Below are 24,074 nucleotides of genomic sequence, written 5' to 3'. Positions count from 1 at the left end.
CCTTCATCTGGGCGCGGGCCGAAAACTTTGCAATCCCCGCTTGCGCAAAATCCACAGTACCCGGGAATTCGGCAGGTTGGGCCTTTCCTTGCCGATCCGCCGCTTCCGCATCGGCGACTTAGGGCAGGCAAAAGACCGCCCCCATAACCGTGGCTTGCAAAGCCCACCCCCGCACCCATCCTTGGCCTTCGACTATGGAAAGGCCAAACGCATGAGCGACTCGAAACGTCCCCTGATCCACAAGGCCCCGGTCGAGGGACTGGTGATCCATGTCGCGCGGACCGGCCTGTCCATCGGCGATGGCGCGCGCCTGGAACGGCTGTCCGACGGCCGCATCGGCGTCTTCGCCCGGCTGCGGAAACCGATCCTGGGCCTGATCCCGCACCACCGTGAGGGGTTGATCGGCCACCTCGGCCCCGCGGCCGAAGAGATCATCGAGCCCTCGCTTGCCCACGGCGACGATCTGCGGGTGCGGATCATCGACCTGACGCCCGAACATCTGGCAAACGGTTTCCCGCCCGAGGTCTACATCTCGGTCTGGGGCGACCCGCGCCACCTGCAGCCTATGTTGCGCACCGTGGACCTTCCGGCCCTGCCGCAGGAACCGAAGCCCAAGGCGCCAAAGGGCCTCAGCGGGTTGCGACCGGCCTAAGGCTCGTAGCGCACGTAGGCAAAGGCGCTGCCATCCGGGGCCCAGCAAGGCACGTTGATCGACCCCTGTCCGCCGGTGAACTCCCTGACCCTGCGCCGGTTGCACCCCTCGGGGTCGCACAGCACCAGCGCCACAGGAAGGTCGGCTGGGTGGCCCGTGGTGCCGGGGGGATAGGCCAGGTACAGCAGATGCCCCCCATCGGGCGAGGGGTGGGGGAACCAGTTGACGCACTCGTCCTGGAACAACTGCCGCTGATCCGCGCCATCCGCCGCCATCACCCAGATCTGCGCATGTCCGGTCCGGTCGCAGTTATAGTAGATCCGGCTGCCATCGGGGCTGAAATCCGGCCCGTCGCAATGGCCTTCGCCATTGGTCAGCCGCGCTTCGGCCTGCCCCGGCACCAGCGTATAGACGTCGATCACCTTCTTCTCACCGCGCGCCGCGACGTAGGTCAGCACCCGCCCGTCCGGAGAAATCCCGTGCCACCAGCTTGGGCTGTCGGGAGAGACCCGCGCTGGCTCGCCCCCTTCGACCGGCATCACATAGACCTGCGACCCCGCCCCCTCGTGATGCGAGGAAATGATGATCGTCTTGCCGTCCGGGCTGATCCCGTGATCGTTGTTGCACTTCACCGCCGCGCCCGACGGCACTTCCTGCAAGGCGGGCTGCGCCAAGGGCACGCGGAACAACCGCCCTTCCCCATTGACCAGAAGCCAGTCCCCCGAGGGCGCCCAGTTCGGCGCTTCGATCCGCCCGTCCACCGCCAGCACCTCGGTCACGCGACCCGATGCCACCTCATAGGTTTCGATGATGCTGCGCACAGGATCTCTCCAATTCGACTAAAATTGTGCTTTCACATTTGCACAAATATCCCGCGCGAAGCCCTCCGGGGCCAGCAAAGACGCCTACTCCCGGGCCTTGGCGACCAACAGCTTCTTTGGCCGCAAGGCTTCGGCAGACTTGAACAGCGAAAACGTCTGGTTCACGTAATTCACCACGCCCGAGATCTGTTCCAGATAAGCCTGAACTTCCGCTGTCCTCTCGGCCTCCACCACCTGCACGGGGCGCGAGGGGTCCATTCCTTCGAACTGGACATAGAACAGCGGCTCACCCCGCCGCAGGATCAGGTCCTTCTGCGGTTCGTGCCACTCGAAGGCCCACATCAAGGGGCGCGGCCAGATCGAGATCGGGAAACGCCCGCCGAAGATCGTTCCGGGCAAGGGGTCGGGCCGGTAATGCGCAAAGGCCGACAACTGGGTCAGATACACCATCTCGTCGGCGATGAAGTAATAGGGCAGGTGCAACTGGACCGTCGGGCGATCCGGAAAGCGCCATTCGGCCTCATTGACCAGCGTCAGCACCTCGTTCAGCTTGGACGACCGGATCGGACTGTTCGCCCCCGCCCGGTTGACCAGCACCGCCTTGCCCTTGTCGTCGCGCTGAAAGCCGATGTGCAGATCGAACGGGCATTTCACCATGAAATACCGGCTTTCCAGCTGGATCACCGCCGGGCACCTGCTGGCCGACTTGGCGTGCGACTTGTTCGGAGGGCGGATCTGCACCCGTTCCGGCGGGTCATACAGCACCGCGCCCTTGTCGGACGCCAGAAACCAGCCCACGGTCAAAGGCCCGGAACCGGGGCCTTCCTCAGGGCGGTCGTAGTCCAGCCTCAACTCCATCACTCGCTCCTACTCCAGCGCCTTGCGCAACGCCCGCACCGCATCCGCATGGGTCTGCCGCTGCACCGGCGGCGCAAATCCCATCTCGACCACCCGGCCCGAAACCGCAGTCGAAACCGAACATGACGCGTGAATCTCGTTTATGCCAAGCCCCTTCAGCATCGCCGCGTTCCCGGGGTTTACCCCCGATCCCGGCATCACCGTGATCCGGCCCGCCGCCCGGGCGATCAGCGCCGCGATCCGCGCCGCCCCGGCCTCGGCTGTTGTCTCGCCACCAGAGGTCAGTACGCGGTGAAAGCCCAGCGCCAAGGCCTCTTCCAGTGCGGCCAGCATGTCCGGAGCGAGATCGATGCAGCGATGCAGCACCAGTTCGAAGCTCCCCGCCCGTGCTGTCGCCACCGCCACCAGTCGCCGCAGGGCCGGCACGTCCAGCCGCCCATCGGGAAGCGAGGCTCCCAGCACCACCCCCGCCAACCCTGCGTCCCGTGCGGAAGCGATCTCTGCCTCCATCATCCCGACCTCGGCCTCGGACCAGACGAAATCCCCGGCGCGGGGCCGGATCATCGCAACCACGGGCACGCCACAGCCCGCCGCCAGCGCCATCAACCCGGCCGAGGGCGTCAGGCCCCCCACCGCCAAAGCGGCGCAAAGCTCGATCCGGTCAGCGCCGCCCGCCACGGCCTGGGCCAACCCCTCCGCCGTGTCGACGCAGACCTCCAGCGTCACACCCATTCCGCGACCCCCGCCATTGCCGCACCCAGAAGCCCCGCATCCGCGCCGCATTCCGCCGGCACCAGGAGGGGACTTTTCGTCCGCCGCAGCACCCTGACCCGCACCGCCTCGTCCAGATATCCCACCAGCCCCGGAGCCCGGCTGAGCCCGCCCCCGACCGGCACGACATCCGCGCCGATCACATTCACCACCATCGCCAGCGGCCCCGCAACCAGCTCGCGCCACAGCGCCATCGTCTCTCCGGGCTCCGCCTCGCCAGCCATCCACCCCGCGATGATCGCCTCGGACCCCAGAAGCTCGGCGGTCCGCTTGCGGTGCAGCCGCTCCAGCCCGCGCGCGCTGCCCACGGTATCCACGCAGCCCACCTGCCCGCAGCCGCATTGAAAGGAGAACTCGCCGCGGATCACCGGCCCATGCCCCCATTCGCCCGCATAGCCGCCCGCGCCCGTGACCACGCGCCCGTCGATCACCAGCCCACCGCCGACGCCAGACCCCAGGATCACCCCGAAGACCGACCTTCGCCCGCGCCCCGCGCCGTGACTGGCCTCGGCCAGCGCAAAGCAGTCCGCGTCGTTCAGCACCCGCACCGGCAACCCGGTGGCCGCCTTGACCTCCGGTCCCAGTGCCAGACCGTCGATAGCCGGGATGTTCGCCACCTTCCCCACGCCGGAGGCAGGATCGACCACCCCCGCGATGGAAATCGCGATCCCCGTCTCGCCCCCACTGACAAAGCCTGCAATCGCGTCCGTGAAGGCCGCCTTGTCGCCCAAGGGCGTCGCCACCTCGCCCAGCGGCCGCAGCGCGCCGTCCCAGACCGCCGCCTTGATCCGGCTGCCGCCAATGTCGAATGCCAGGATCATCCCTCACCCCGATTTTTCGCCAGTCTTGACAGCCCTTCCCAGCCCCGTCAAACCGCCGCAAACCCCCGGAGACAGCCATGCCTGCAGATGACCGCCTGATCGTCGCCCTCGACGTGCCGAACGTGGTGCAGGGCCTGGACCTCGTCGCCCGGATCGGCGACGCCGCCAGCTTCTACAAGATCGGCCTCGGGATGCTGACCGGCGGGGGCCTCGCGCTGGCCAACGAGCTGAAGCACGAACAGGGCAAGCGCATCTTTCTGGACATGAAACTGTTCGACATCGGCGCCACCATCGAGGCCGCCGTCCGGGGTCTGGCGCAATACGACCTTGATTTCCTGACCGTCCACGGCGACCCGCAGGTCGTCGCCGCCGCCGCGACGGGCAAGGGCGGCACCGGACTCAAGATCCTGGCGGTGACCGTGCTGACCTCGCTGGACCGCGCCGATCTGGATGCGAACCTGATCAAGCCCGGCGACATCCACGACATCACCCTGGAACGCGCCTCCCGCGCTTTGCTGGCAGGTGCTGACGGCGTGATCGCCAGTCCGCAGGAAGCCGCGATGATCCGCGCTTTGCCCGAGGCGCGGGGCAAGCTGATCGTCACTCCGGGAGTCCGCCCGACGGGTGCTGCCACTGGCGACCAGAAGCGCGTTGCCACCCCGCATCAGGCCATCGCCGATGGGGCTGACCACATCGTCGTGGGCCGTCCGATCTGGCAGGCCAAGGACCCCGCCGCAGCTGCCCGTGCGGTGACCGCCGAGCTACCTTACTAAAAGAATCGGGTTTACAAGACCAAGCAAATTGGTCAGATATTCGGCAACTCCAGCCGAAGGTCTTTCCATGCGCCTCTTCTCCCTGTTGCTCCTCACCGCCACCCCCACCCTTGCCGCCTCACCGCAGGAGGTGACAGAGCACTACGCCGATCTGGCACTTGCGACCTACGAGGACAGCCTGACCACCGCGACCGCGCTGCAGCAGGCTGTCGCAGCGCTGACCGCCTCCCCCTCGGACGCCACCTTGCAAGCCGCCCGCGACGCCTGGAAAGCCGCCCGCGTGCCCTACCAGCAGTCCGAAGCCTTCCGCTTCGGCAATCCCATCGTCGATGACTGGGAAGGCCGCGTGAACTCCTGGCCGCTGGACGAAGGGCTGATCGATTACGTCAGAACCGACTACGGCAACGAGGAAAACCAGCTCGCCACCCTGAATGTCATCGCCACGCCCAAGTTCACCCTGTCGGGCACCGAGATCGACGCCAGCGCCATCATTCCTGACCTGATCGCCAAGACCTTGCACGAAGCCGACGGGATCGAGGCCAACGTCGCCTCGGGCTACCACGCCATCGAATTCCTGCTTTGGGGCCAAGACCTGAACGGCACCGAACCGGGCGCGGGCAACCGTCCCGCAACGGACTTCGCCATCGGCGAGGCCTGCACCAATGGCAACTGCGACCGCCGCGCCGCCTATCTGCAGGCCGCGACCGACCTCCTCGTCGCCGATCTGACCGAAATGGTGGACAACTGGGACGCCGACGGCCCCGCCCGCGCCGCCGTTACTGCCGACCCGCAGGCTGGGGTTCTGGCTGCGCTGACCGGGATGGGCAGCCTGTCCTACGGCGAGTTGGCGGGCGAAAGGATCAAGCTGGGCCTGATGCTGAACGACCCCGAGGAAGAGCATGACTGCTTCTCGGACAACACCCACAACAGCCATTTCTACGACGGGGTTGGCATCCGCAACGTCTACCTCGGCACCTATACCCGCCTTGACGGTACGGACCTGCAAGGGCCGTCGCTGTCCGAACTGGTTGCTGCGGCCAACCCAGCCGTCGACAGCCAGCTCACCACCGAACTCGACGCCTCGGTCGCCGCTTTGCAGGCGGTGAAGGATGCGGGCGACGCCGGCCGCACCTTCGACACCCTGATCGCCCCCGGCAATGCCGAAGGCGAGACGCTGATCATGGCCGCCGTCGATGCGCTGGTCACCCAGACCGCCTCGATCGACCGTGCCGTCACGGCGCTTGGCCTCAGCAAGGTGGAATTCGAAGGCTCCGACAGCCTCGACAGCCCGGGCGCCGTCTTCCAATGATCATCTGCCACTGCCAGTCCATCTCCGACCACGACATCCGCGCGGCGGTGGACTGGATGCGCGCCGCCGACCCGCAGACGCTGATCACCCCCGGCAAGATCTACCGCGCGCTGGGGAAACGGGCCGATTGCGGGGGGTGCCTGCCGCTGTTCCTGAATACGATGCGCAGGACCCCGGCCTTCCGCATTCCCGCACCACCAGACCCGGTCCGCAAGACCGGCTGACGGAACCACCCCCGCACCCACACCGTTGAAAGACGGCAACCGGCACGAAAAGGAGCTTCCATGCAGGGCGACGCCAAGGTCATCGACTACCTCAACGCGGCTCTCCGGTCCGAACTGACCGCGGTCAGCCAGTACTGGCTTCACTACCGGCTGCAGGAAGACTGGGGCTTTGGCCATCTCGCGGACAAGTCCCGCGCCGAGTCGATCGAAGAGATGCACCACGCCGACCGCCTGATCGCCCGGATCATCTTCCTGGAAGGTCATCCGAACCTGCAGAAACTCGACTCCCTGCGCATCGGCCAGACCGTGCGCGAGACGCTGGAGGCCGACCTTGCCGCCGAACACGACGCCCGGACGCTGTATATCGAGGCACGCCGTCATTGCGACGCCGTGGGCGATTTCGTGACCCGCGGTCTGTTCGACGAACTCCTCGCGGACGAAGAAGGTCACATCGATTTCCTGGAAACCCAGATCGGCCTGTTCGACAGACTTGGCGCCGAAGGCTACGGCCTCCTGAACGCCAAGCCCGCCAGCAAGGCAGAGTGATCCGTCCGGGAGACGAAGCACTTTTGTGTTTGTCCGTCGCCAACCTGACCATATACCCGGTTTCCGGACCCTAGATGGTCTCGCTGGTGGGACCAGAAACGGAAGGCCATCAGAGTGGAAGCCAACGGACGCAAACAACCTAACCCGCGGCCGACGCTCAAGACGATTGCCGACCTTTGCGGATTGGGCGTGCCGTCGGTCAGCCGCGCCCTGAACGATTCACCCGAGATCGGCGAAGAGACAAAGCGTCGGGTCCGCCAGATTGCGCAAGAGGTGGGCTATGTCCCCGACCGGGCCGGGATCCGGTTGCGGACGGGGCAGACCTTCATGATCAACCTGGTTTTCCGCGTTTCGGCCGATGACCAGATGAGCAGGCTGATCCCCTCGATCGCCCGGGCGCTGCTATCGACTGGGTTCCAGATCACGATCACTCCAGCCCTGTCGTATGAAGAGGGCCTGCAGGCAATCCGGCAGGTGGTCGAGGGCCGGATGGCCGATGCGCTGATCTTCAACGAAACCCAGATCGACGACCCGCGCACCGCCTATCTGCTGGAACGTAGCCTGCCGTTTGCAACACACGGCCGCAGCAAGCTTTCGCATCTGCATCCCTATTACGACTTCGACAACGGGGATTTTGCCAGCAAGGCAGCCCAGGTTCTGCATCGATGCGGGCGGCGCTGTCTTGCATTGCTTGGTCCCCCGCATGATCGACACTATGGGCTCGACACATTCCTGAAGGCACGCGAAGCCGCTGCGGAACTCGACCTCGATTTCTGTGAGATCGAGGGTGTCTACAGCAGCGACGCCCTTGGCAACCTGCAGGCTGCGGCATCCGCCTTTCTGGCGAGGCACCCGAACTGTGACGGCTTTGTCTGCTTGTCCGACGCGGCTGCGCTTGCCGTTACCTCCGCTCTCACGCGGGCAGGCAGGGAAATCGGCAAGGATGTCGAGGTTATCGTCAAAGGCTCACGCCTTTATCTCGGGATGGTGCATCCCGCTATCATCGTGATCGAAGAGGACAGCCGGCGCGGGGCGGCGTTCCTGTCCCGCGCGGTTCTTCAAGCGATTCGCTCACCGGAAGAGCCGCCGATGCAGGAAGTCGAGCTGCCGGATTTTTCGAGCTATCTCTGACGCGGGGCATTGGATGGTCCGACCGCAGCAGCGGCCGGACCAAGGTGCTAGGAATACCATGCAACTCGTTACGCGCACCGATCGAACGGAACTCTTTTGCGCGATTTGCGCTAATTACGCAATCGTTTTCGTCGCCCCCCCCCCGAAGTTTGTCCGCCTTAGATCACCGTTCGCAACGTCCCCGGTAACGGCCCATATGCCTGGACAGAATTTTCCGATTGAAACTGTCAACATACCGGGGATATGACTTCCGCAAAGGAGGCACCGATGCGCCTTTCCCTCTTGCTTTGCCTCGCCGCCGCCCCTGCACTCGCCCAGACGCTGGACGATCCCCACCTCCCCGTCATCCCCCGCACCCCTGCGGAGGACGCCAAGATCGCCACCGTCCTTGCCGCACCAACCGACTTCACCAAGCCTGAACCCTTTGAAGCCAAGCCCGCCGGCGCCGCCACCGTCCGCGCCATCACCACCGCCGACGCCTTCAGCCAGCACTCCGCCAACATGCCCTTCGAGCGCGAGATGGACTTCAAGCTTGGCAATGCGCTTTTCCGCAAGACCTGGGTCGCCTCCCCCGCCTCGACGCTTGCCTCCGACGGCCTCGGCCCTCTTTACAACGCCCGCGCCTGCCAGGATTGCCACCTGAAGGACGGCCGCGGCCATACGCCGCCCGACGCCGATGCCTCGCACGTATCGATGTTCCTGCGCCTCTCCGTCCCCGGCGGCCCCGTCCCCGACGGCATCGCAGACTGGATCGCCACCTCGCCCGACCCCACCTACGGCGGCCAACTCCAGGACCTCGCCGCCCCCGGCCAGCCCGCCGAAGGCCGCATGGACATCACCTGGACCGAAACCCCCGTCATCCTTGCCGACGGCACCACCGTCTCCCTCCGCACGCCCGCCTACAGCTTCACCGACCCCGCCTACGGCCCCCCGGCCGACGGCCTCATGCTCTCCCCCCGCGTGGCCCCGCAGATGATCGGCCTCGGCCTGCTCGAGGCGATCCCCGCCGCCGACATCCTCGCCAAGGCCGACCCCGACGACGCCAACCAGGACGGCATCTCCGGCCTTCCCCAGATCGTGCCCTCCGCCGAATTCGGCACCCCCATGCTTGGCCGCTTCGGCCTGAAAGCCGGCGCGCCCACCGTCCGCGAACAATCCGCCGGAGCCTTCGCAGGCGACATGGGCCTGTCCACCCCCCTTCACCCCGACCCTTGGGGCGACTGCACCGCCACCCAGCCCACCTGCGTGGACGCCCCGCACGGCCAGGAACCGGGCATCCGCGACGGGCTCGAGGTCGACCAGCCGTCGCTCGACCTCGTCACCTTCTACTCCCGCAACCTCGGCGTCCCCGAACGGCGCGACATCGACGACCCCCAGGTCCTGCGCGGCAAAGAGCTTTTCCACAGCCTGAACTGCACCGGCTGCCACACCCCGAAACACGTCACCCACCGCCTGGACGGGCAACCCGAGCAAAGCTTCCAGCTGATCTGGCCCTACACCGACCTTCTTTTGCACGACATGGGTCCAGGCCTTGCGGACAACCGCCCCGAGGGCCGCGCGACCGGATCGGAATGGAAAACCCCGGCCCTCTGGGGGATCGGCCTGACCGCCCAAGTGTCCGGCCACACCGAATACCTCCATGACGGGCGTGCCCGCTCGCTGTTGGAGGCGATCCTCTGGCACGGCGGCGAAGCCCAGGGCCAGCGCGATGCCGTCGCCGACATGCAACCCGAGGACCGCGCAGCACTCCTCGCCTTCCTGGAAAGCCTCTGATGCCAACCACCCCCGCAAGCCAGCGCCCCGCCCCGCGTCCACGCGCCCTGCGCAGCACGGGCTGGTGTCTTGCGATGGCCCTGGTTTCCCTGCCCGCCACTGCAGACACCGCCGCCGTGGTCCAGGACCACATCCTGCCCGGCTTCACCAGTTTCGCCGAGGCGACCCAGTCCCTTGCGGACATCCAGACCTGCGAGCCGGACAGCCTTCGCCCCGCCTTCCACGCTGCCTGGGACGCCTGGATGCAGGTCGCCCACATCTCCCTCGGCCCCGCCGAGAAGGACGGTCGCGGCCTTGCCGTCCTCTTCTGGCCCGACGCGAAAGGCTCTGGCTGGAAGGCCCAGCGCGCCCTGCTGGAAAGCCCGCCCGCAGCGGATGCGATGGCCCAGCAATCCGTCGCCGCCCGCGGCCTGCCCGCACTTGAACGCCTGCTTTATCCGACCGAGGCGCTGCCCAGCGACCCCTGTCCGCTGATCCAGGCGACCGCGGATGATCTGGCCGCCACCGCCGACGGACTGGCGCAAGACTGGGGTGCCTTCGGCGCACTGATGCAGACGGCAGGCACGGCCGGCAACGACCGCTTCCTCACACCGGACGAGGCGACGCAGGCCCTCTTCACCCAGCTTGCCACCGGCCTTGAAATGCTTGCCGACCGCCGCATCGGACGGCCCCTCGGCAGTTTCGACAAACCCCGCCCCGACCTTGCCGAGGCCCACGCCTCCGCCCGGTCGCTGCGCAACATCACGCTGTCCCTGACGGCGCTGCGGGACCTCGCCCTGACCCTCGACCCCGACAGCCCCAAAACTCAGTCCGCCTTCGACCATGCAATCGCCCTTGCCGATGCAATCGACCCCCAGATCGACGGCCTCGCTGATCCGCAGACCTGGCTGAAATGGGAAATCCTGCAGCAGGCCGTCCGCACCACCCGCGAAACCGCGATTGCCGAGCTTGGCCCCGCGCTGGGCGTCGAGCTTGGCTTCAACTCGCAGGATGGCGACTGATGCAACGTCGTACCTTCCTCGCCACGCTGGCCGCCGGCCTTGCACCCAGGTTGACCTGGGCCGCGATTGGCGCCCCAGCCTTCCTGGCTGCCGGAAAACGCGGGGAGGACTTCTTCCTCCACGGTCTTTCCGCCAGTGGAGCCAGCCTGTTCCAGATCGCGCTGCCCGGCCGCGGTCACGCCGCTGCCGCCCATCCGACACGCGCCGAGGCGGTCGCCTTCGCGCGCCGCCCCGGCACCTTCGCCCTGGTGATTGATTGCGCCACCGGCGCGACCCGTCACCGCCTGACCCCGCCCGAAGGAATGCAGTTCAACGGCCACGGTGCCTTTTCGCGGGACGGCACCCTGCTGATGACCTCGGAAGTCGTGGCAGAGACCTCCGAAGGCCGCATCGGTTTGTGGGATACCGCGAACTACAGCCGACTGACCGACTGGCCCAGCCACGGGACCGGCCCGCATGAGATCAAGCGCCTCGCCGATGGCCGCCTTGCGGTCGCAAACGGCGGGATCAGGACCGACCCGGTGGACCGCGCCAAGCTGAACATCGCCGAGATGCGTCCGAACCTGACCCTTCTGTCCGAAGACGGCGCGCTTCTGGACCAGATCGACCTGCCCGACCTCCACCAGAACTCGATCCGCCACCTTGCGCTGCAGGGCGACACCATCGCCTTCGCCATGCAATGGGAGGGCGACCCGGCCGAGCCCGTGCCGCAACTTGGCCTCTGGACGCCGGGGGCGGCACCACGGCTCTGCACCCCACCCGAAGCGGAAGCCTTCACGATGCAGGGCTACGCCGGTTCCATCGCCGCCACGCCCGACCGCGTTCTGATCACCTCGCCCAAGGGTGGCGCCGTGATGTTCTTCGACGCCAGCGGGGCACACGTCGCCACCCACCACCGCCCCGACCTCTGCGGTGCGGCAGCCAGCGGCGGGGCCTTTACCGTCACGGATGGCCAAGGCGCGGTGTGGCTCGCCGACGACAACGGCCTCGTCCCGCTCGCCGATGGGGCGACGCAATGGGACAACCACCTCGTCGCCCTGACGTAACCGCGGCCCGGTTTCGCGACCCGGCCAAGCCCTTTCACATTTGCACAAATATCCTCGGGGGGTTCGGGGGGCGAAGCGCCCCCGACGTCCGAGCCGGTTGCGCGCTCTTCGCGCGCAGAGGCGAGACAAGGACTTGCGCGTCAGCGCTCGATTCACGACGCGGGGTCAGGCGCGACCGCAGGTAGTTAAGAAACCCCTAACGCCCAAACGCAACCCATTGATTTCGTTACGCCGTAGCTCCGCACCACGCGCGGGCATTCAAGCCAGGAGCCGCGCCTCGTCCCGCCCCGCGATGCGGACCTCCAGGATCGTCCCCTCCGGCTGGTCGGCCCCGAAGGCCACCTCGGTGAACTGCTCGGTCCGCCCCACCCGCGGTCCCTCGGTCAGCACCCGATGGACCCGCCCCACCTGCCCCGCCAGATGCACGCCCAGCACCCGGTCGCCCAAGGCCCGCAGCCGCGCCGCCCGCTCCTTGATCTCCGGCCCCCGAACCTGCGGCATCCGCGCGGCCGGGGTCCCCTTGCGGGGCGAGAAGGGGAAGACATGCAGGAAGGTCAGCCCGCATTCCTCCACCAGGTCCAGCGACCGGCGGAACATCTCCTCGGTCTCGGTCGGGAAGCCCGCGATGATGTCCGCCCCGAACACCATTTCCGGCCGGGACGCCTTGACCTCGGCACAGAACCGGATCGCGTCGTCCCGCAGGTGCCGCCGCTTCATCCGCTTCAGGGTCAGATCATCCCCCGCCTGCAAGGACAGGTGCAGGTGCGGCATCAACCGCCGCTCCGTCGCGATCGCCTCGATCAAAGCAGGATCGGCCTCGATGGAATCGATGGAACTGATCCGGAGCCGCGGCACCGAGGTCAGCTTCAATATCCGCCGCACCAGATCGCCCAGGCGCGGCTCCCCCGGCAGGTCAGCCCCCCAGGAGGTGAGGTCCACACCCGTCAGCACCACCTCGTTGAACCCGCGGTCCACCAGCCGGTTGATCTGCTCGACCACCACCCCCGCCGGTACCGACCGCGAGTTTCCGCGACCGTAAGGAATGATGCAGAAGGTGCAGCGATGGTCGCAGCCGTTCTGGACCTGGACATAGGCCCGGTGCCGCCCGAATCCGTCGATCAGGTGCCCCGCCGTCTCGCGCACCGACATGATGTCGTCGACCTGGACCTTCTCGGTCTGCCCGATCAGGTCAGGCGCCGCGATGCCTTCCCAGGTAGAGGCCTGCATCTTCTCGTGGTTGCCCACGACCCGCGTGACCTCGGGCATGGCCGCGAACGTCTCGGGCTCGGTCTGCGCCGCGCAGCCTGTGACGATGATAGCCGCCCCGGGGTTTTCCCGCGACAGCCGACGGATCTCCTGCTTGGCCTTCCGCACCGCCTCGCCCGTCACCGCGCAGGTGTTCACGATCACCGCCTCGGACAGGCCCGCAGCGGCGGCCAGTTCCTTCATTGCCTCGGTCTCATAGGCGTTCAGGCGACAGCCCAGCGTCGCGAAAACCGGGGGCTTCGGAGCGACGTTCATCTGTTTGCCGCCACGTAGTCCGCCGACAGCATTCCGTCGAAGACCCGCGCCACCGGGCCGGTCAGCCAGACGCCATCGTCGCGCCAGTCGACCTCCAGCGTGCCGCCATCCACCTCCAGCGCGACCCGAGGTCCGATCATCCCGCGCAGATGCGCGGCCACCGCCACGGCACAGGCGCCCGAACCGCAGGCCAGCGTGATCCCGGTTCCCCGCTCCCACACCCGCATCCGCATCCGGCAGGGCGAGAGAAGTTCGGCGAATTCCACGTTGGTCCGCTGCGGAAAGAGGGGATCGTGCTCGATCTTCGGCCCCAGGACCGCCAGGTCGATGCCTGCCGCATCCTGAACGAAATGCACGCAATGCGGATTGCCCATGCCGACGGACACCGGATCGCCCGGCAGCGGCAGATGCAGGTGATCGACCTCTTGCGCAAGCGGGATCGAGGCCCAGTCCAGTTGCGGCTCACCCATGTTGACCCAGACCCGGCCGTCCGCGGCGCGCTCGGCCCGTAGCTGGCCCCGGGCGGTCACCAGCGACACGGTTTCGACCCCAAGGTCGCGCATCACATAGTCGGATACGCAGCGGGTCGCGTTGCCGCAGGCACCCGCCTGGCTGCCATCGCTGTTCCAGAACACCAGCCCGAAATCGGCCTCGGCGGCATCGGTGATCTCGGCCAGTTGATCGAACCCCACGCCGCGATTCCGGTCGCCCACAGCGCGCGCCAACCCAGCCGACATCACCGCCCCGCGCCCACGCGAGTCGATCACCACGAAGTCGTTGCCGGCACCATGCATTTTCATGAACGGCAGGCCAGTTTGCGCAAGGCTATCCATCATCCGATGGCATATACGCCGACGGTCCAAGATTTGCCAGTGCCGCACGTTTTCGCCCTTGACCCCCGGCAACGCCACGACTAATCAGCCGCCTCGTGGGGCCGGTAGCTCAGTTGGTAGAGCAGCTGACTTTTAATCAGCGGGTCACAGGTTCGAATCCTGTCCGGCTCACCACCACACAGAAGGCCCGGGTCGCAGGACCTGGGCCTTTTGCGTTTCAGATCATCTTGATGGTGTCCTTGCCAACGGCCAGCATATAGCCGCGCCGGGCGATGGTCTTGACCAGAAGTTCGCTGACCAGCTGGTTGCCCAGCGTATCGCGCAGACGCTTCACCCGCGTCGCCCCGGCCGCCTCGTCGCAGTCCGCTTCGTTCCGCCCCGAGATCACCGCCTCGATCTGCGCGCCGGTCAGGACCTCGTCGTCCATCCGGGCTTCCGCCAAAACGGACAGGGTTTCCAGCGCCGCCTCGGTCAGGGCGAATTCCAGGTCGTTGATATAGACCGCCCGCGACTCGCGGCTGATCATAAGACTGGAGACCTGGATGCCCGACCGCTGGATCGCCGAAATCCGGCGGTTCAGTGCGATGATCATCACAAGGAAGAACAGCGATGACACCAGAAGCGCGGTGGAGAACAGCAGAAGCACGAAGATCACGCTGCGGTAGCTGATCAACACCTCGGAAAAAGAGGTACCCGACTGCGCCAGAATCTCCAGAAGCTTGATCTCGGCCAAAGTGTTCAGATCGTCGTTTTCCACGAACAGCCGTTCGACGCGCGCGTTGAAAGCGTTCGCATCGGGGAGGTTGAGGAACAGGAACAGCGCGGCGGCCAGGAGAATCAGGACGATGGCGGCAATTCCGAAGGCAACCACGCGGTTGCCGGCCTTCAGGCTTTCAGTAACGGAGGAAGTGTTCTCCGGCACTCGCTTTCCTTTCCTCAAGGCCCTCGGGCCCGAACGTGGACAAAACCGTCAGAAGCGTCCAGCCGTCCGCGGCCAGCCTCGGCGTCAATTCGCCTTCAGCGGCCCCGGGCGAACAGTTGCCGTCCGACACTTGTGCCACACCGTAGATCAGCTTCAGCGGTTCGTCACGCTTGGCCTTGTAGTCGGCATAGCATTCCGCCGCCACCGGTCCGGCAAGGACAAGGGCAAGTGCCGCTGAGGTGAGGAAGGTTTTCATTCTTATGGTCCCCGGAAGGAGCCGCTCGGCTCGGACGGACAATGCGCATACACGCGTTGATATTCAATATCACGACTGATTTTGGTCGCGTGTTATCCGATAGCAAGTCCGTTTTCCCACACCGTTATGCCTTAGCAGGGCAGCGATATTGCTTACCCCACAGCCCCGGGGCGAGGCTTGGTTACCGGGTCGATCAGTATGTGTGCTGCGATCCCCTCAAGACCAAGAAGATCGCATCAGGAGGCATCCATGTCCGTAGACTTCACCAGCCGGTCGCACCGCATCGCCTCGCGGGGGATCAGCGAGACGACGCTTTCCGCCCGCCGCTTCGCCGCCATGCTGACCGGCGGGGCCGCCGCTCTGGCCGTGGTGCTGGCGACGACCATCCCGGCCAAGGCAGACAGCAAGAACGATCTTGCCAAGGCGCTGATCGCGGCTCTGGTGGTGGGTGCCATCGCGCATGAGTTGAAAGACAACGACAAGCCTGCCCCCGTACCCGTCCCCGTGCCGCTTCCGGAACCCGAGCCGGTCTCGTCCAAACGGGTGCCCGCGGTCTGCGCGATCTCCATCGACGGGACGGAGCGGTCAGTGACGCTGTACCCCGAAAGCTGCCTGCGGGCCGAGGGCTTCAAGCCCCGCCTGCCGCGCGGCTGCGCCAACACGGCGACGATCTATGGCGCGCGCGACCGGGTCTACTCGGCGCAGTGCTTGCGCGATGCGGGGTATCGCGTCTCGGGTCGCTGACAAAAGAGCCGTCGAGGCGGTCTTGAACGAAGCGGGGTTGCCCTATTCCCCGCTTCCGTCTGGGGGGCGGAAGGGTGAGCAGCTTCCGCCCCCTTTTTCTGCGGCCGGTTCCGCGCTAATCCAGCGGGCATGGGTGACATCATTCCCGACTTCACGCATGAGACGCTGGCCTTTGGCCGGGGAGCTTTGCGCGTTGCGGGCGTGGACGAGGTCGGACGCGGGCCGCTTGCCGGGCCGGTGACGGCCTGCGCGGTCCGGCTGGACCCCGACCGCATCCCGCAGGGTCTGCGCGATTCCAAGGTCCTGACCCGGGAACGGCGCGAGGTGCTTTTCATCGAGATCATCGCGGTGGCCGAGATATCGGTCGCCCATGCCTCGGTCGAGGAGATCGACGAATTGAACATCCTGCGCGCCAGCCACCTTGCGATGGAGCGGGCGGTGGCGGGCCTGGGTGCCGATCACGCTTTGATCGACGGCAACATGCTGCCGCGCGGCCTGGGCTGTGGCGCGACCGCGATCATCGGTGGGGATGCGATCTGCCTGTCGATTGCTGCCGCCTCGATCATCGCAAAGGTGACGCGCGACCGGATCATGGTGGATTTGGCGCAACAGCACCCCGGCTACGGCTGGGAAGCCAACGCAGGTTACCCGACAAAGGCGCATCTCGACGCGCTGCAGAATCTAGGTGTGACCCCTTGGCATAGACGGTCGTTCAAGCCGGTCCACAACATATTGTATCAAGGGAATTCTGTAACCTGTTGATTCAATAAAGAATTTGACGGCGATTCGCCTCTGACTCATGATTCAACCCAACAACGGCACACAACAGATGCCGGGGCAGAGGCAGAGAATGACAACCAGAAATACCACGGCGGAGCATGCGCTTCCGCTGAACCAGATCCTTGCCGGCGACTGTGTGGAGGTGATGAACTCCCTCCCTGCCGGCTCGGTTGACCTCATCTTTGCCGACCCGCCCTACAACCTCCAACTGCGGGGGGACCTGCACCGGCCGGACAACTCCAAGGTCGATGCGGTGGATGACCACTGGGACCAGTTCGCCAGCTTTGCGACCTACGACAGCTTCACGAAGGACTGGCTGGCAGCGGCGAAGCGGCTCTTGAAGCCGAACGGTGCCATCTGGGTGATCGGCAGCTATCACAACGTCTTCCGGCTGGGGGCCGAGTTGCAGAACCAGGGCTTCTGGCTCTTGAACGACGTGGTGTGGCGCAAGTCGAACCCGATGCCGAACTTCAAGGGCAAGCGGCTGACGAACGCGCATGAGACGCTGATCTGGGCCAGCCGCGACGAGGCGGCGAAGTACACCTTCAACTACGAGGCCCTGAAGGCCATGAACGACGGCATCCAGATGCGGTCGGACTGGGTGATCCCGCTGTGCACCGGGCACGAGCGGCTGAAGGACGAAAATGGCGACAAGGCCCACCCCACCCAGAAGCCCGAGGCGCTGCTGCACCGGGTGATCGTGGCGACGACCAATCCGGGTGACGTGGTGCTGGACCCGTTCTTCGGCACCGGGACGACGGGGGCGGTGGCCAAGATGCTGGGCCGCGATTTCATCGGGATCGAACGTGAGGCGGCCTACCGGAAGGCGGCGGAGGACCGGATCGCGCGCGTGCGGCGGTTCGATGCCTCGGCGCTGGAAGTGACCGGGTCGAAGCGGGCGGAGCCTCGGGTGCCGTTCGGGCAGGTCGTCGAACGCGGCATGCTGCGACCGGGGGAGGAGCTGTTCAGCCTGGGCAACCGCTTCAAGGCCAAGGTTCGCGCTGACGGGACGCTGATCGGGAACGACGTGAAGGGCAGCATCCACCAGGTGGGGGCCGCGCTGGAGGGGGCGCCGTCCTGCAACGGGTGGACCTACTGGCACTTCAAGCGGGACGGGAAGATGGTCCCGATCGACATCCTGCGGCAGCAGATCCGGGCCGAGATGGAGGCCGACGGCACGCGGCCGCACTGAATTACGGAACACGCCTGTCCCCTGGACCGCCTGGGGGACACCTTTACCCCGCCGAGATGTCTCGGCGGGGTTTTTTCATGTCCACGGCGGACACTTCCTGATCCCCTCATAAAATCAATAGGTTGGCCGCGGGCGTTAGGGAAATCTTAACCCGTGGATTTTGCCCTTGCGGGTTGTGCAATGCAGTTGAATCCGGTCTTCTGACGCCAAGCGAATACGGAGGCACCCGATGAACGGCGCAGAGACTTTGGTGCGGACCCTGCTGGCCTCGGGCGTGAAGGTCTGCTTTGCGAACCCCGGCACCTCGGAGATGCACTTCGTCCACGCGCTGGACCAGCACCCCGAGATGCGCTGTATCCTGTGTCTGTTCGAGGGCGGCGTTTCCGGCGCCGCGGATGGGTATTACCGGATGAAGGGCGAGGTCGCGGCGACCCTGCTGCATCTTGCCCCAGGCTTCGGCAATGCCTTCGCCAACCTGCACAATGCCCGCAAGGCGCAGTCGGGTGTCCTGAACATCATGGGCGACCATGCGGATTATCACCTGCGGTTCGAGGCGCCGCTGAAGGGCGACACGGTGGGCGTCGCGCAAGCGGTGTCGCACTGGACGCGGGTCTGTTCGTCGGCCGGGAAGGTCGCGAGCGACGCGGCCGAGGCGGTGCACGCGGCAGGGTCCAAGGGCGGGCAGATCGCCACGCTGATCCTGCCGGCCAACACAGCCTGGGAGGAGGCGTCGAGTTTCGCGGTCGCGGCGCCTGCCCCGGCTCTGCTGCGTTCGTCAGCGGCCGAGGTCGCAGCCGCTGCCCGCGCTTTGCGCCAGCCGGGCGCGGTGCTGATGATCGACGGCCCGGCGCTTCACACGGACCTTGGCCTTTTGGCGAAGCGGCTGACCAAGGCCTGCGGCGCCCGGCTGATGCAGCCGTTCCTGGTCAGCCGCTTTCGGCGCGGCGCGGGCTCGGTGAAGATCGAGAGGATGGCCTACCGCATTGAAGACAATTTGAAGATCCTTGCCGGGATACCCTCTTTGGTCCTGTGTGGCACGGCGCGTCCGGCGGGATTCTTCGCCTATCCGGGGTTGCCTTCGACCCCGGACGATCCGGACACCCGGCTGATCGAGCTGTGCAGCCGCGAGATGGATATCGCCTGGACCTTGCAGGCGCTGGCCGAGGACTTGGGCGAGGCGGACCTCGCGCCCGATGACTTTGTCCCGGATGACCGCCCGGCGCTGGCCGACGGGCCGCTGACGATGGCCAAGGTCGGGGAGTCCATTGCGGCGTTGATGCCCGATGAGACGGTGATCGTGGACGAGGGGATCACTGCCTCGGCCCACCTTGCCCCGGCGCTGAAGCGGGGGCCGGGACACGACGTCCTGACGATCACCGGTGGGTCGATCGGCTTTGGTCTGCCCAATGCGGTCGGTGCGGCGGTGGCCTGCCCGGATCGAAAGATCGTGGTGCTGGAGGGTGACGGGTCCGGCATGTACACGCTGCAATCGTTGTGGACGATGGCGCGCGAGGGGCTGGACGTGACCACGGTGATCTTCGCCAACCGCGGCTACCAGATCCTGCGCGAGGAACTGGCGGCGATGGGGGTGAACGCAGTCGGTCGCAACGCACAGCGGATGTTCGACGTGGAAGGGCCAAGTCTCGACTGGGTGGCACTGGCGAAGGGCCACGGGGTAGAGGCGAAGCGCGTTGTGGATATGGCCGGGTTCAACGCGGCTTTCCGGGAGGCGATGGAACAACGTGGTCCGAGGCTGATCGAAGTTCTGTGCTGAACCTCTGCGTCCGGGACAAAATTCTTGAGCAAGAATTTTGGCGCCTGGCGGAACCGTCAGCGCCGGCCGGCGAAGGGGTCACGCCAGGCGTCGAGCTGATTGAGCTGGTCGGCAAGTCGTTGGGCCTGCGGGAAGTCCGCCAGCGGCAGGCCCGCCGCGGCGGCGAAGGGAAAGCAGGTGGCGACCCGGAAATCGGCATAGGACAGGCGGTCGTCGACCAGCCATTTCCGGCCCTGCAACTGGCTGTCAAGGATGCCCATGAACTGACGCCAGTCGCGCATCGCCTCGTCAAAGACGGGTTGCTCGGGCTGGAAATCCATGAACTGCGGCGCGATCAGCTTCCAGAAGTAATAGACCCCTCCGGCGCTGTTGAGGTGGTACGCCGCCCATGAAATCCACATGATCATTTCGGGATGGCTGTCGCCGGTGCGCCAGAAATCCGACCCCGCCAGCGCGGAAAGCTTGCAGGCGATGGCGTCGGCTTCCCAGTAGTTCCGGGCCTTTGTGGTCAGGACCGGAACGCGGGTGTTGGGGTTGATCGGGCGGAACGCCTCTTGCTGGTCGGGCGCCATCGGTGCGGCGGCGATGTAGTCGACCGGAGATCCGAGGTGGCGTGCCACGGCCACGGCAACGCGCGGATTCAGGTTCTGCGAATAGTAAAGCTTCATGGCGGCGTCCCCTTCTGGGTTAGCCTACATACCATATGGTATGTTTGTCAATCCGCGACCGGGTGCGCCGCCTTGTTGTAGGGCTGCCAGTCTTTGATGTCGGCGTAATGCTTGCGGCGCCAGGCCTTTACCCGGCGGTTCATCACCCGTTTCCACAGCGGGGGGACCATCGCCGCCATCGTCATCAGGGGATAGCCGAAGGGAAGCTGCGGCGCCTCGTCCAGCAGATAGGTTTGCAGGACGGGAAATCGCCGGTCGGGTTTGTAGTGGTGATCCGAGTGGCGCTGGAGGTTGATCAGGAGCCAGTTTGACGCCCGCTGGTCGGCGTTCCAGCTGTGGCGCGGCAGGACACGTTCGTACTTGCCGCTGCCAAGGTGGCGCCGGGTCAGGCCGTAATGTTCGATATAGTTCACCAGCTCCAGCTGCCAGACCGCAGTGCCGGCCTGGATCAGGAAGAGGCCAAAGCCGGTCCAGCCGCCCAGTCCCAGGGCAAGCGCCAGGAAGACGGATTGCAGGGTGGCGTAGCGCCAGAACGGGTTGGTGCGGTGCCACCAGGGCAGGCCCCTGCGGGCGAGCATCGCAGCCTCGGCCTTCCAGGCGGAGGGCGGGCACTGCCGCAGGACGCGCGGAAAGTAGCGGTGGAAACCTTCGTTGTAGCGCGCCGTCACGGGATCGCGCGGGGTGCCGACGTGGATGTGGTGGACCCGCAGGTGTTCGGAACGGAAGTGCGAATAAAGGACCGAGGCGAGAAGGAGATCGGCAAGCCAGCGTTCCAGGCGGGATTTCTGGTGCATCAGTTCATGGCTGTAGTTGATGCCGATGGTGCCGGAGATGACGCCCATGCCGAAGAAGAGCGCGATCTTCTCGCCGGTGTCGAGGTGGGGGGCCTGGGGGACGTACCAGAGCATGAGGAGGAGGAGCGCGAACTGGACCGGGGGCCAGACCAGGGTGATCAGGCGGTAGGCGGTCAGTTGCGCGTCGGGGATTTGGGGATCGGGGTTGGCGGTGTTGTGGCCGGTCAGCGCATCGAGGATCGTGAACAGCCACCAGGTGGACAGCGGCAAGAGCGCGATGGTCCAGCCGCCGTAGACCATGCCGACCCCGGCCAGCGGCGGCAGGGCCAGCGAAAGCCAGAACGGCAGGGCTGCGGGCAGCGGGCTTACGGACATGATGGACAACGGGTCAAGGACACGGGCGTCAGCTTTCCCGAACCGGCGCCGGAGTCAAAGGAATCTCGTCGACAAGTTTAGGCGCATCCGGTGGAGTGTCCATTGCGGGCCGCGCCAGATCCCAGGCCTTGCGCATCAGGGTGGGCAGGTCGGCGGGGCGAAAGAGATGCCGGGGAATGAGGTCGCCTCGGTGCGGGGGGCCGTCGAGGTGGGCGGTCCGGACGGTCAGGATCAGGTGGAAATGGGTGAAGGTGTGGCGGACCTCGCCGATGTCCTGCCAGTCGGCTGCGGCCGGGGCGGGGCCGCCCTGCCCGTCCCAGCCATCGCCCGGGATGCCGAGCATGCCGCCCAGAAGGCCCTTGTCGGGGCGGCGTTCCAAAAGGATGGCTCCGTCGCGGTGGCCCAGCCACAGCGTGCCGCGGCGGGTGGGTTTTTCGGGTTTCGGCGACTTGCGGGGGAGGTCGGCCTGCACACCCTTTGCCCGGGCCGCGCAGGCGTGGGACCAGGGGCATATGCCGCAGGCCGGCGAGCGCGGTGTGCAGATCGTGGCGCCGAGGTCCATGATCGCCTGGGCGTAGTCTCCGGGCCTTTGTGCGGGCGTCAGGCGGGCGGCGAGGGTGGTAAGCTCGGGTTTGGCGGCGGGCAGTGGGGTCTCGACCAGAAAGAGGCGGGAGATGACACGCTCGACGTTGCCGTCGACCACGGTGGCGGGCTCGTCGTAGGCGATGGCCGCGATGGCGGAGGCGGTGTAGGGGCCGATACCCGGCAGGGTCAGGAGACCCTCGCGGGTCGTGGGGAAGACGCCGCCGTGGTCGGCCACGACAGCGCGGGCGCATTTCAGCAGGTTCCGCGCCCGGGCGTAGTAGCCAAGGCCGGCCCATTCGCCCATCACCTCGGCATCCGGGGCGGCGGCCAGTGCCGCGACGGTGGGCCAGCGGGCGGTGAAACGGTTGAAGTAATCCTTCACGGCCGCAACGGTGGTCTGCTGGAGCATCACCTCGGACAGCCAGACGCGGTAGGGGTCAGGGCGGATGCCTTGGGCACGATCCTCGGGCGAGACCCGCCAGGGCATCGCCCGGGCGTGGCGGTCGTACCAGCCGAGGAGTTGGGCGGAGAGGGAGTCGGCGCTGTCCATCGCAGCGAACATAGCGGAAGGAGCGCGGGCGGCCAGAGGGCATGGGCCGGACCGGTAGAGGGCGCGCGGCAGGCCGGCGCGATGCGAGGCCGGTGGGACCGTGGGGTTTGTCGGCCGCGATCCTGACCAAGGTAGCCGCGACGATGCAGGTCCCGGTTGCTGCAACAAACGCGGTTCGCCGGGATGCCGTTTTCTTGACCGGCTGCCCGTGCTTCGCAATCGGCTTGCCGTGTTTCGCAACCGGCTTCCCGTGCAGCTTGCAGCTTGGCCAGCGCCGACACGGACCGCTGGCTGAGGGCGGTTCCCAAGTACGGGCGGGGTTGGAGTTCGCCCCCGAGACTGGCCTTGAGCGGCACGCACGCCTTGTGCGCGACAGTTAGGAAAATGCGGTGGGCGGCAAGTCCGTTTGGTTGAGGAACAAGATTCCAGCGGTTCCGGATTTGCGAAGCAGTCTCAACGCGTCGCAAGGTGCGACGAGGCCCAAGCAGCCAGGCGGGAGGCCTGCAACACGGTTAGCAAATGACACCGATGCCCAGCGGTGCTCGACAGCACGGGCGACGATTGGGATTGTGCGGCAAGGTAGGGTGGGCGGTTTCGCCCACCCTGCGATCGAAAACCGGGGCGTATGGATGCTTCCGTGTCAGAATGTTTCGGAAAACCCCGATTTCCATAACGCATTCTTTATTCTGCAAGCCGTCGATGCCACTGGCGGGAACGGCACCGTGCAGTAGAATGCGGCGAACAGGAGCCGCGCCCCGCAGGATGAGCCGTAAACCGATTTCATCACCCAGTGCCGACCACCGGATGCGGGGGTTCGAGCCCGCCTTCGGGCTGATGAAGGACGCGGTTCGCACTGCAGGTGAATCGCGCGGGTTCGCCGTGGCGCGGCTTTTGACGCATTGGGCCGAGGTTGCGGGCGAGGAGATGGCGCGCAAGACCCGGCCGGTGAAGATCGGCTACGGCAAGGGCGGCATGGGTGCCACGCTGACGCTGCTGGTCAAGTCGTCGGAGGCTCCGATGGTGCAGATGGCGCTGCCGGTGCTGAAGGAGCGCGTGAACGCCGTCTACGGTTACGCCGCGATCAGCCATATCCACCTGACCCAGACCGCGGCCACCGGCTTTGCCGAGGGCCAGGCCGAGTTCACCCCGGCCCCCAAGGCCGCGAAGGTCCCCGATCCCGCCACGACTGCCAAGGCGCAGGCTGCTGCAGACGGCGTGGCTGACCCAAGTTTGCGCAGCGCGCTTGAACAGCTGGCGCAAAACATCTTAACTCGCCCCCGATCTTGATATCCGGGCTGAAAAAGGACGCCGACCCATGATGAAACTCAACCGCCGGGCGATGATTGCCCTTGCC

At 66.3% G+C, this 24,074-nt stretch carries 25 protein-coding genes and 1 tRNA gene; 15 read left to right on the top strand and 11 right to left on the bottom strand.

Features of this window, described 5'->3' with window-relative positions; genetic code table 11:
* Positions 1–211: 211 nt before the first annotated feature.
* Positions 212–652: a hypothetical protein gene (locus Q0C42_RS16785; protein WP_295078492.1), complete on the top strand. Its 441-nt coding sequence runs from the start codon at positions 212–214 to the stop codon at positions 650–652.
* On the opposite strand, the gene Q0C42_RS16780 is transcribed toward Q0C42_RS16785, so the two are convergent.
* The 4 genes from Q0C42_RS16780 to Q0C42_RS16765 form a co-directional block, all read right to left on the bottom strand.
* Complete coding sequence (locus tag Q0C42_RS16780) at positions 649–1,473, bottom strand: hypothetical protein (protein ID WP_295078490.1); 825 nt, start codon at positions 1,471–1,473, stop codon at positions 649–651. The two genes, Q0C42_RS16785 and Q0C42_RS16780, sit on opposite strands and share 4 nt — an antisense overlap.
* An 84-nt stretch (positions 1,474–1,557) precedes the next feature.
* On the bottom strand, positions 1,558–2,331 hold the full coding sequence (locus tag Q0C42_RS16775; protein ID WP_295078487.1) for a hypothetical protein: 774 nt from the start codon (positions 2,329–2,331) through the stop codon (positions 1,558–1,560).
* Positions 2,332–2,340: 9 nt separating this feature from the next.
* Positions 2,341–3,063, bottom strand: a complete 723-nt coding sequence (locus Q0C42_RS16770) for a copper homeostasis protein CutC (protein WP_295078484.1) — start codon at positions 3,061–3,063, stop codon at positions 2,341–2,343.
* Positions 3,054–3,923 (bottom strand): ROK family protein, encoded by an 870-nt coding sequence (locus tag Q0C42_RS16765; RefSeq protein ID WP_295078481.1) that lies wholly within the window; start codon positions 3,921–3,923, stop codon positions 3,054–3,056. Before Q0C42_RS16765 ends, Q0C42_RS16770 begins: the two co-directional genes overlap by 10 nt.
* A gap of 77 nt (positions 3,924–4,000) precedes the next feature.
* Here Q0C42_RS16765 and pyrF point away from each other — a divergent pair, with 77 nt between their 5' ends.
* The 8 genes from pyrF to Q0C42_RS16725 all read left to right on the top strand — a co-directional run bounded on the left by pyrF (position 4,001) and on the right by Q0C42_RS16725 (position 11,726).
* Positions 4,001–4,696, top strand: a complete 696-nt coding sequence (pyrF, locus tag Q0C42_RS16760) for an orotidine-5'-phosphate decarboxylase (protein WP_295078478.1) — start codon at positions 4,001–4,003, stop codon at positions 4,694–4,696.
* Between the two features lie 67 nt (positions 4,697–4,763).
* Positions 4,764–6,005 (top strand): imelysin family protein, encoded by a 1,242-nt coding sequence (locus Q0C42_RS16755; protein WP_295078475.1) that lies wholly within the window; start codon positions 4,764–4,766, stop codon positions 6,003–6,005.
* The gene (locus tag Q0C42_RS16750) at positions 6,002–6,229 is read left to right on the top strand and encodes a bacterioferritin-associated ferredoxin (RefSeq protein WP_295078473.1); all 228 of its coding nucleotides are present in this window, start codon (positions 6,002–6,004) and stop codon (positions 6,227–6,229) included. The genes Q0C42_RS16755 and Q0C42_RS16750 overlap by 4 nt, the downstream gene beginning before the upstream one ends.
* 60 nt (positions 6,230–6,289) lie before the next feature.
* Positions 6,290–6,775, top strand: coding sequence for a bacterioferritin (bfr, locus tag Q0C42_RS16745; protein WP_295078470.1), 486 nt, complete (start codon positions 6,290–6,292; stop codon positions 6,773–6,775).
* 114 nt (positions 6,776–6,889) lie between these two features.
* The gene (locus tag Q0C42_RS16740) at positions 6,890–7,906 is read left to right on the top strand and encodes a substrate-binding domain-containing protein (RefSeq protein ID WP_295078467.1); all 1,017 of its coding nucleotides are present in this window, start codon (positions 6,890–6,892) and stop codon (positions 7,904–7,906) included.
* Between the two features lie 267 nt (positions 7,907–8,173).
* Positions 8,174–9,679, top strand: a complete 1,506-nt coding sequence (locus tag Q0C42_RS16735; RefSeq protein WP_295078464.1) for a di-heme oxidoredictase family protein — start codon at positions 8,174–8,176, stop codon at positions 9,677–9,679.
* A complete protein-coding gene (locus Q0C42_RS16730) occupies positions 9,679–10,680 on the top strand; it encodes an imelysin family protein (RefSeq protein ID WP_295078461.1) in 1,002 nt (333 codons plus the stop codon). The genes Q0C42_RS16735 and Q0C42_RS16730 overlap by 1 nt, the downstream gene beginning before the upstream one ends.
* Positions 10,680–11,726, top strand: a complete 1,047-nt coding sequence (locus Q0C42_RS16725; protein ID WP_295078458.1) for a DUF1513 domain-containing protein — start codon at positions 10,680–10,682, stop codon at positions 11,724–11,726. The genes Q0C42_RS16730 and Q0C42_RS16725 overlap by 1 nt, the downstream gene beginning before the upstream one ends.
* A 258-nt stretch (positions 11,727–11,984) precedes the next feature.
* On the opposite strand, the gene mtaB is transcribed toward Q0C42_RS16725, so the two are convergent.
* Positions 11,985–13,247 (bottom strand): tRNA (N(6)-L-threonylcarbamoyladenosine(37)-C(2))-methylthiotransferase MtaB, encoded by a 1,263-nt coding sequence (mtaB, locus tag Q0C42_RS16720; RefSeq protein WP_295078455.1) that lies wholly within the window; start codon positions 13,245–13,247, stop codon positions 11,985–11,987.
* A complete protein-coding gene (gene dapF / locus Q0C42_RS16715) occupies positions 13,244–14,083 on the bottom strand; it encodes a diaminopimelate epimerase (protein ID WP_295078452.1) in 840 nt (279 codons plus the stop codon). The genes mtaB and dapF overlap by 4 nt, the downstream gene beginning before the upstream one ends.
* A 95-nt stretch (positions 14,084–14,178) precedes the next feature.
* On the opposite strand from dapF, the gene Q0C42_RS16710 reads away from it, so the two are divergent.
* Positions 14,179–14,254: transfer RNA gene (locus Q0C42_RS16710), tRNA-Lys, on the top strand.
* 43 nt (positions 14,255–14,297) lie between these two features.
* Here Q0C42_RS16710 and Q0C42_RS16705 read toward each other — a convergent pair.
* Positions 14,298–15,002 carry a hypothetical protein gene (locus tag Q0C42_RS16705; RefSeq protein ID WP_295078449.1) on the bottom strand — a complete coding sequence of 235 codons (705 nt, stop codon included), beginning with the start codon at positions 15,000–15,002 and terminating at the stop codon, positions 14,298–14,300.
* Positions 14,974–15,258: a hypothetical protein gene (locus tag Q0C42_RS16700; protein ID WP_295078446.1), complete on the bottom strand. Its 285-nt coding sequence runs from the start codon at positions 15,256–15,258 to the stop codon at positions 14,974–14,976. The genes Q0C42_RS16705 and Q0C42_RS16700 overlap by 29 nt, the downstream gene beginning before the upstream one ends.
* 249 nt (positions 15,259–15,507) lie before the next feature.
* Here Q0C42_RS16700 and Q0C42_RS16695 point away from each other — a divergent pair, with 249 nt between their 5' ends.
* The 4 genes from Q0C42_RS16695 to Q0C42_RS16680 all read left to right on the top strand — a co-directional run bounded on the left by Q0C42_RS16695 (position 15,508) and on the right by Q0C42_RS16680 (position 19,748).
* Positions 15,508–16,002, top strand: a complete 495-nt coding sequence (locus Q0C42_RS16695; protein WP_295078442.1) for a hypothetical protein — start codon at positions 15,508–15,510, stop codon at positions 16,000–16,002.
* 129 nt (positions 16,003–16,131) lie between these two features.
* Positions 16,132–16,764 carry a ribonuclease HII gene (locus Q0C42_RS16690; protein WP_295078439.1) on the top strand — a complete coding sequence of 211 codons (633 nt, stop codon included), beginning with the start codon at positions 16,132–16,134 and terminating at the stop codon, positions 16,762–16,764.
* An 88-nt stretch (positions 16,765–16,852) separates the two neighbouring features.
* Entirely contained in the window at positions 16,853–17,974 is a 1,122-nt protein-coding gene (locus tag Q0C42_RS16685) for a site-specific DNA-methyltransferase (protein WP_295078436.1), read from the top strand.
* Between the two features lie 229 nt (positions 17,975–18,203).
* Positions 18,204–19,748 carry an acetolactate synthase large subunit gene (locus Q0C42_RS16680; protein ID WP_295078434.1) on the top strand — a complete coding sequence of 515 codons (1,545 nt, stop codon included), beginning with the start codon at positions 18,204–18,206 and terminating at the stop codon, positions 19,746–19,748.
* 56 nt (positions 19,749–19,804) lie between these two features.
* On the opposite strand, the gene Q0C42_RS16675 is transcribed toward Q0C42_RS16680, so the two are convergent.
* Genes Q0C42_RS16675 through mutY form a run of 3 tightly spaced genes read right to left on the bottom strand, consistent with a single transcriptional unit; the run spans position 19,805 to position 22,720 of the window.
* Positions 19,805–20,416: a glutathione S-transferase family protein gene (locus tag Q0C42_RS16675; RefSeq protein WP_295078431.1), complete on the bottom strand. Its 612-nt coding sequence runs from the start codon at positions 20,414–20,416 to the stop codon at positions 19,805–19,807.
* A 47-nt stretch (positions 20,417–20,463) separates the two neighbouring features.
* Positions 20,464–21,585 carry an alkane 1-monooxygenase gene (locus Q0C42_RS16670; RefSeq protein ID WP_295078428.1) on the bottom strand — a complete coding sequence of 374 codons (1,122 nt, stop codon included), beginning with the start codon at positions 21,583–21,585 and terminating at the stop codon, positions 20,464–20,466.
* A 28-nt stretch (positions 21,586–21,613) separates the two neighbouring features.
* Complete coding sequence (gene mutY, locus Q0C42_RS16665; RefSeq protein ID WP_295078425.1) at positions 21,614–22,720, bottom strand: A/G-specific adenine glycosylase; 1,107 nt, start codon at positions 22,718–22,720, stop codon at positions 21,614–21,616.
* Between the two features lie 762 nt (positions 22,721–23,482).
* Between mutY and Q0C42_RS16660 the strand changes: the two genes are divergently transcribed.
* Positions 23,483–24,007: a DUF721 domain-containing protein gene (locus Q0C42_RS16660; protein WP_295078424.1), complete on the top strand. Its 525-nt coding sequence runs from the start codon at positions 23,483–23,485 to the stop codon at positions 24,005–24,007.
* The last annotated feature ends 67 nt before the right edge of the window (positions 24,008–24,074 follow it).

Origin of the sequence: Tabrizicola sp. (assembly GCF_022842145.1) — a bacterium.
Taxonomy (GTDB): Bacteria; Pseudomonadota; Alphaproteobacteria; order Rhodobacterales; family Rhodobacteraceae; genus Tabrizicola.
The sequence above is the reverse complement of the archived record's forward strand: the minus strand, read 5'-3'. Positions and strand labels throughout refer to the sequence as shown.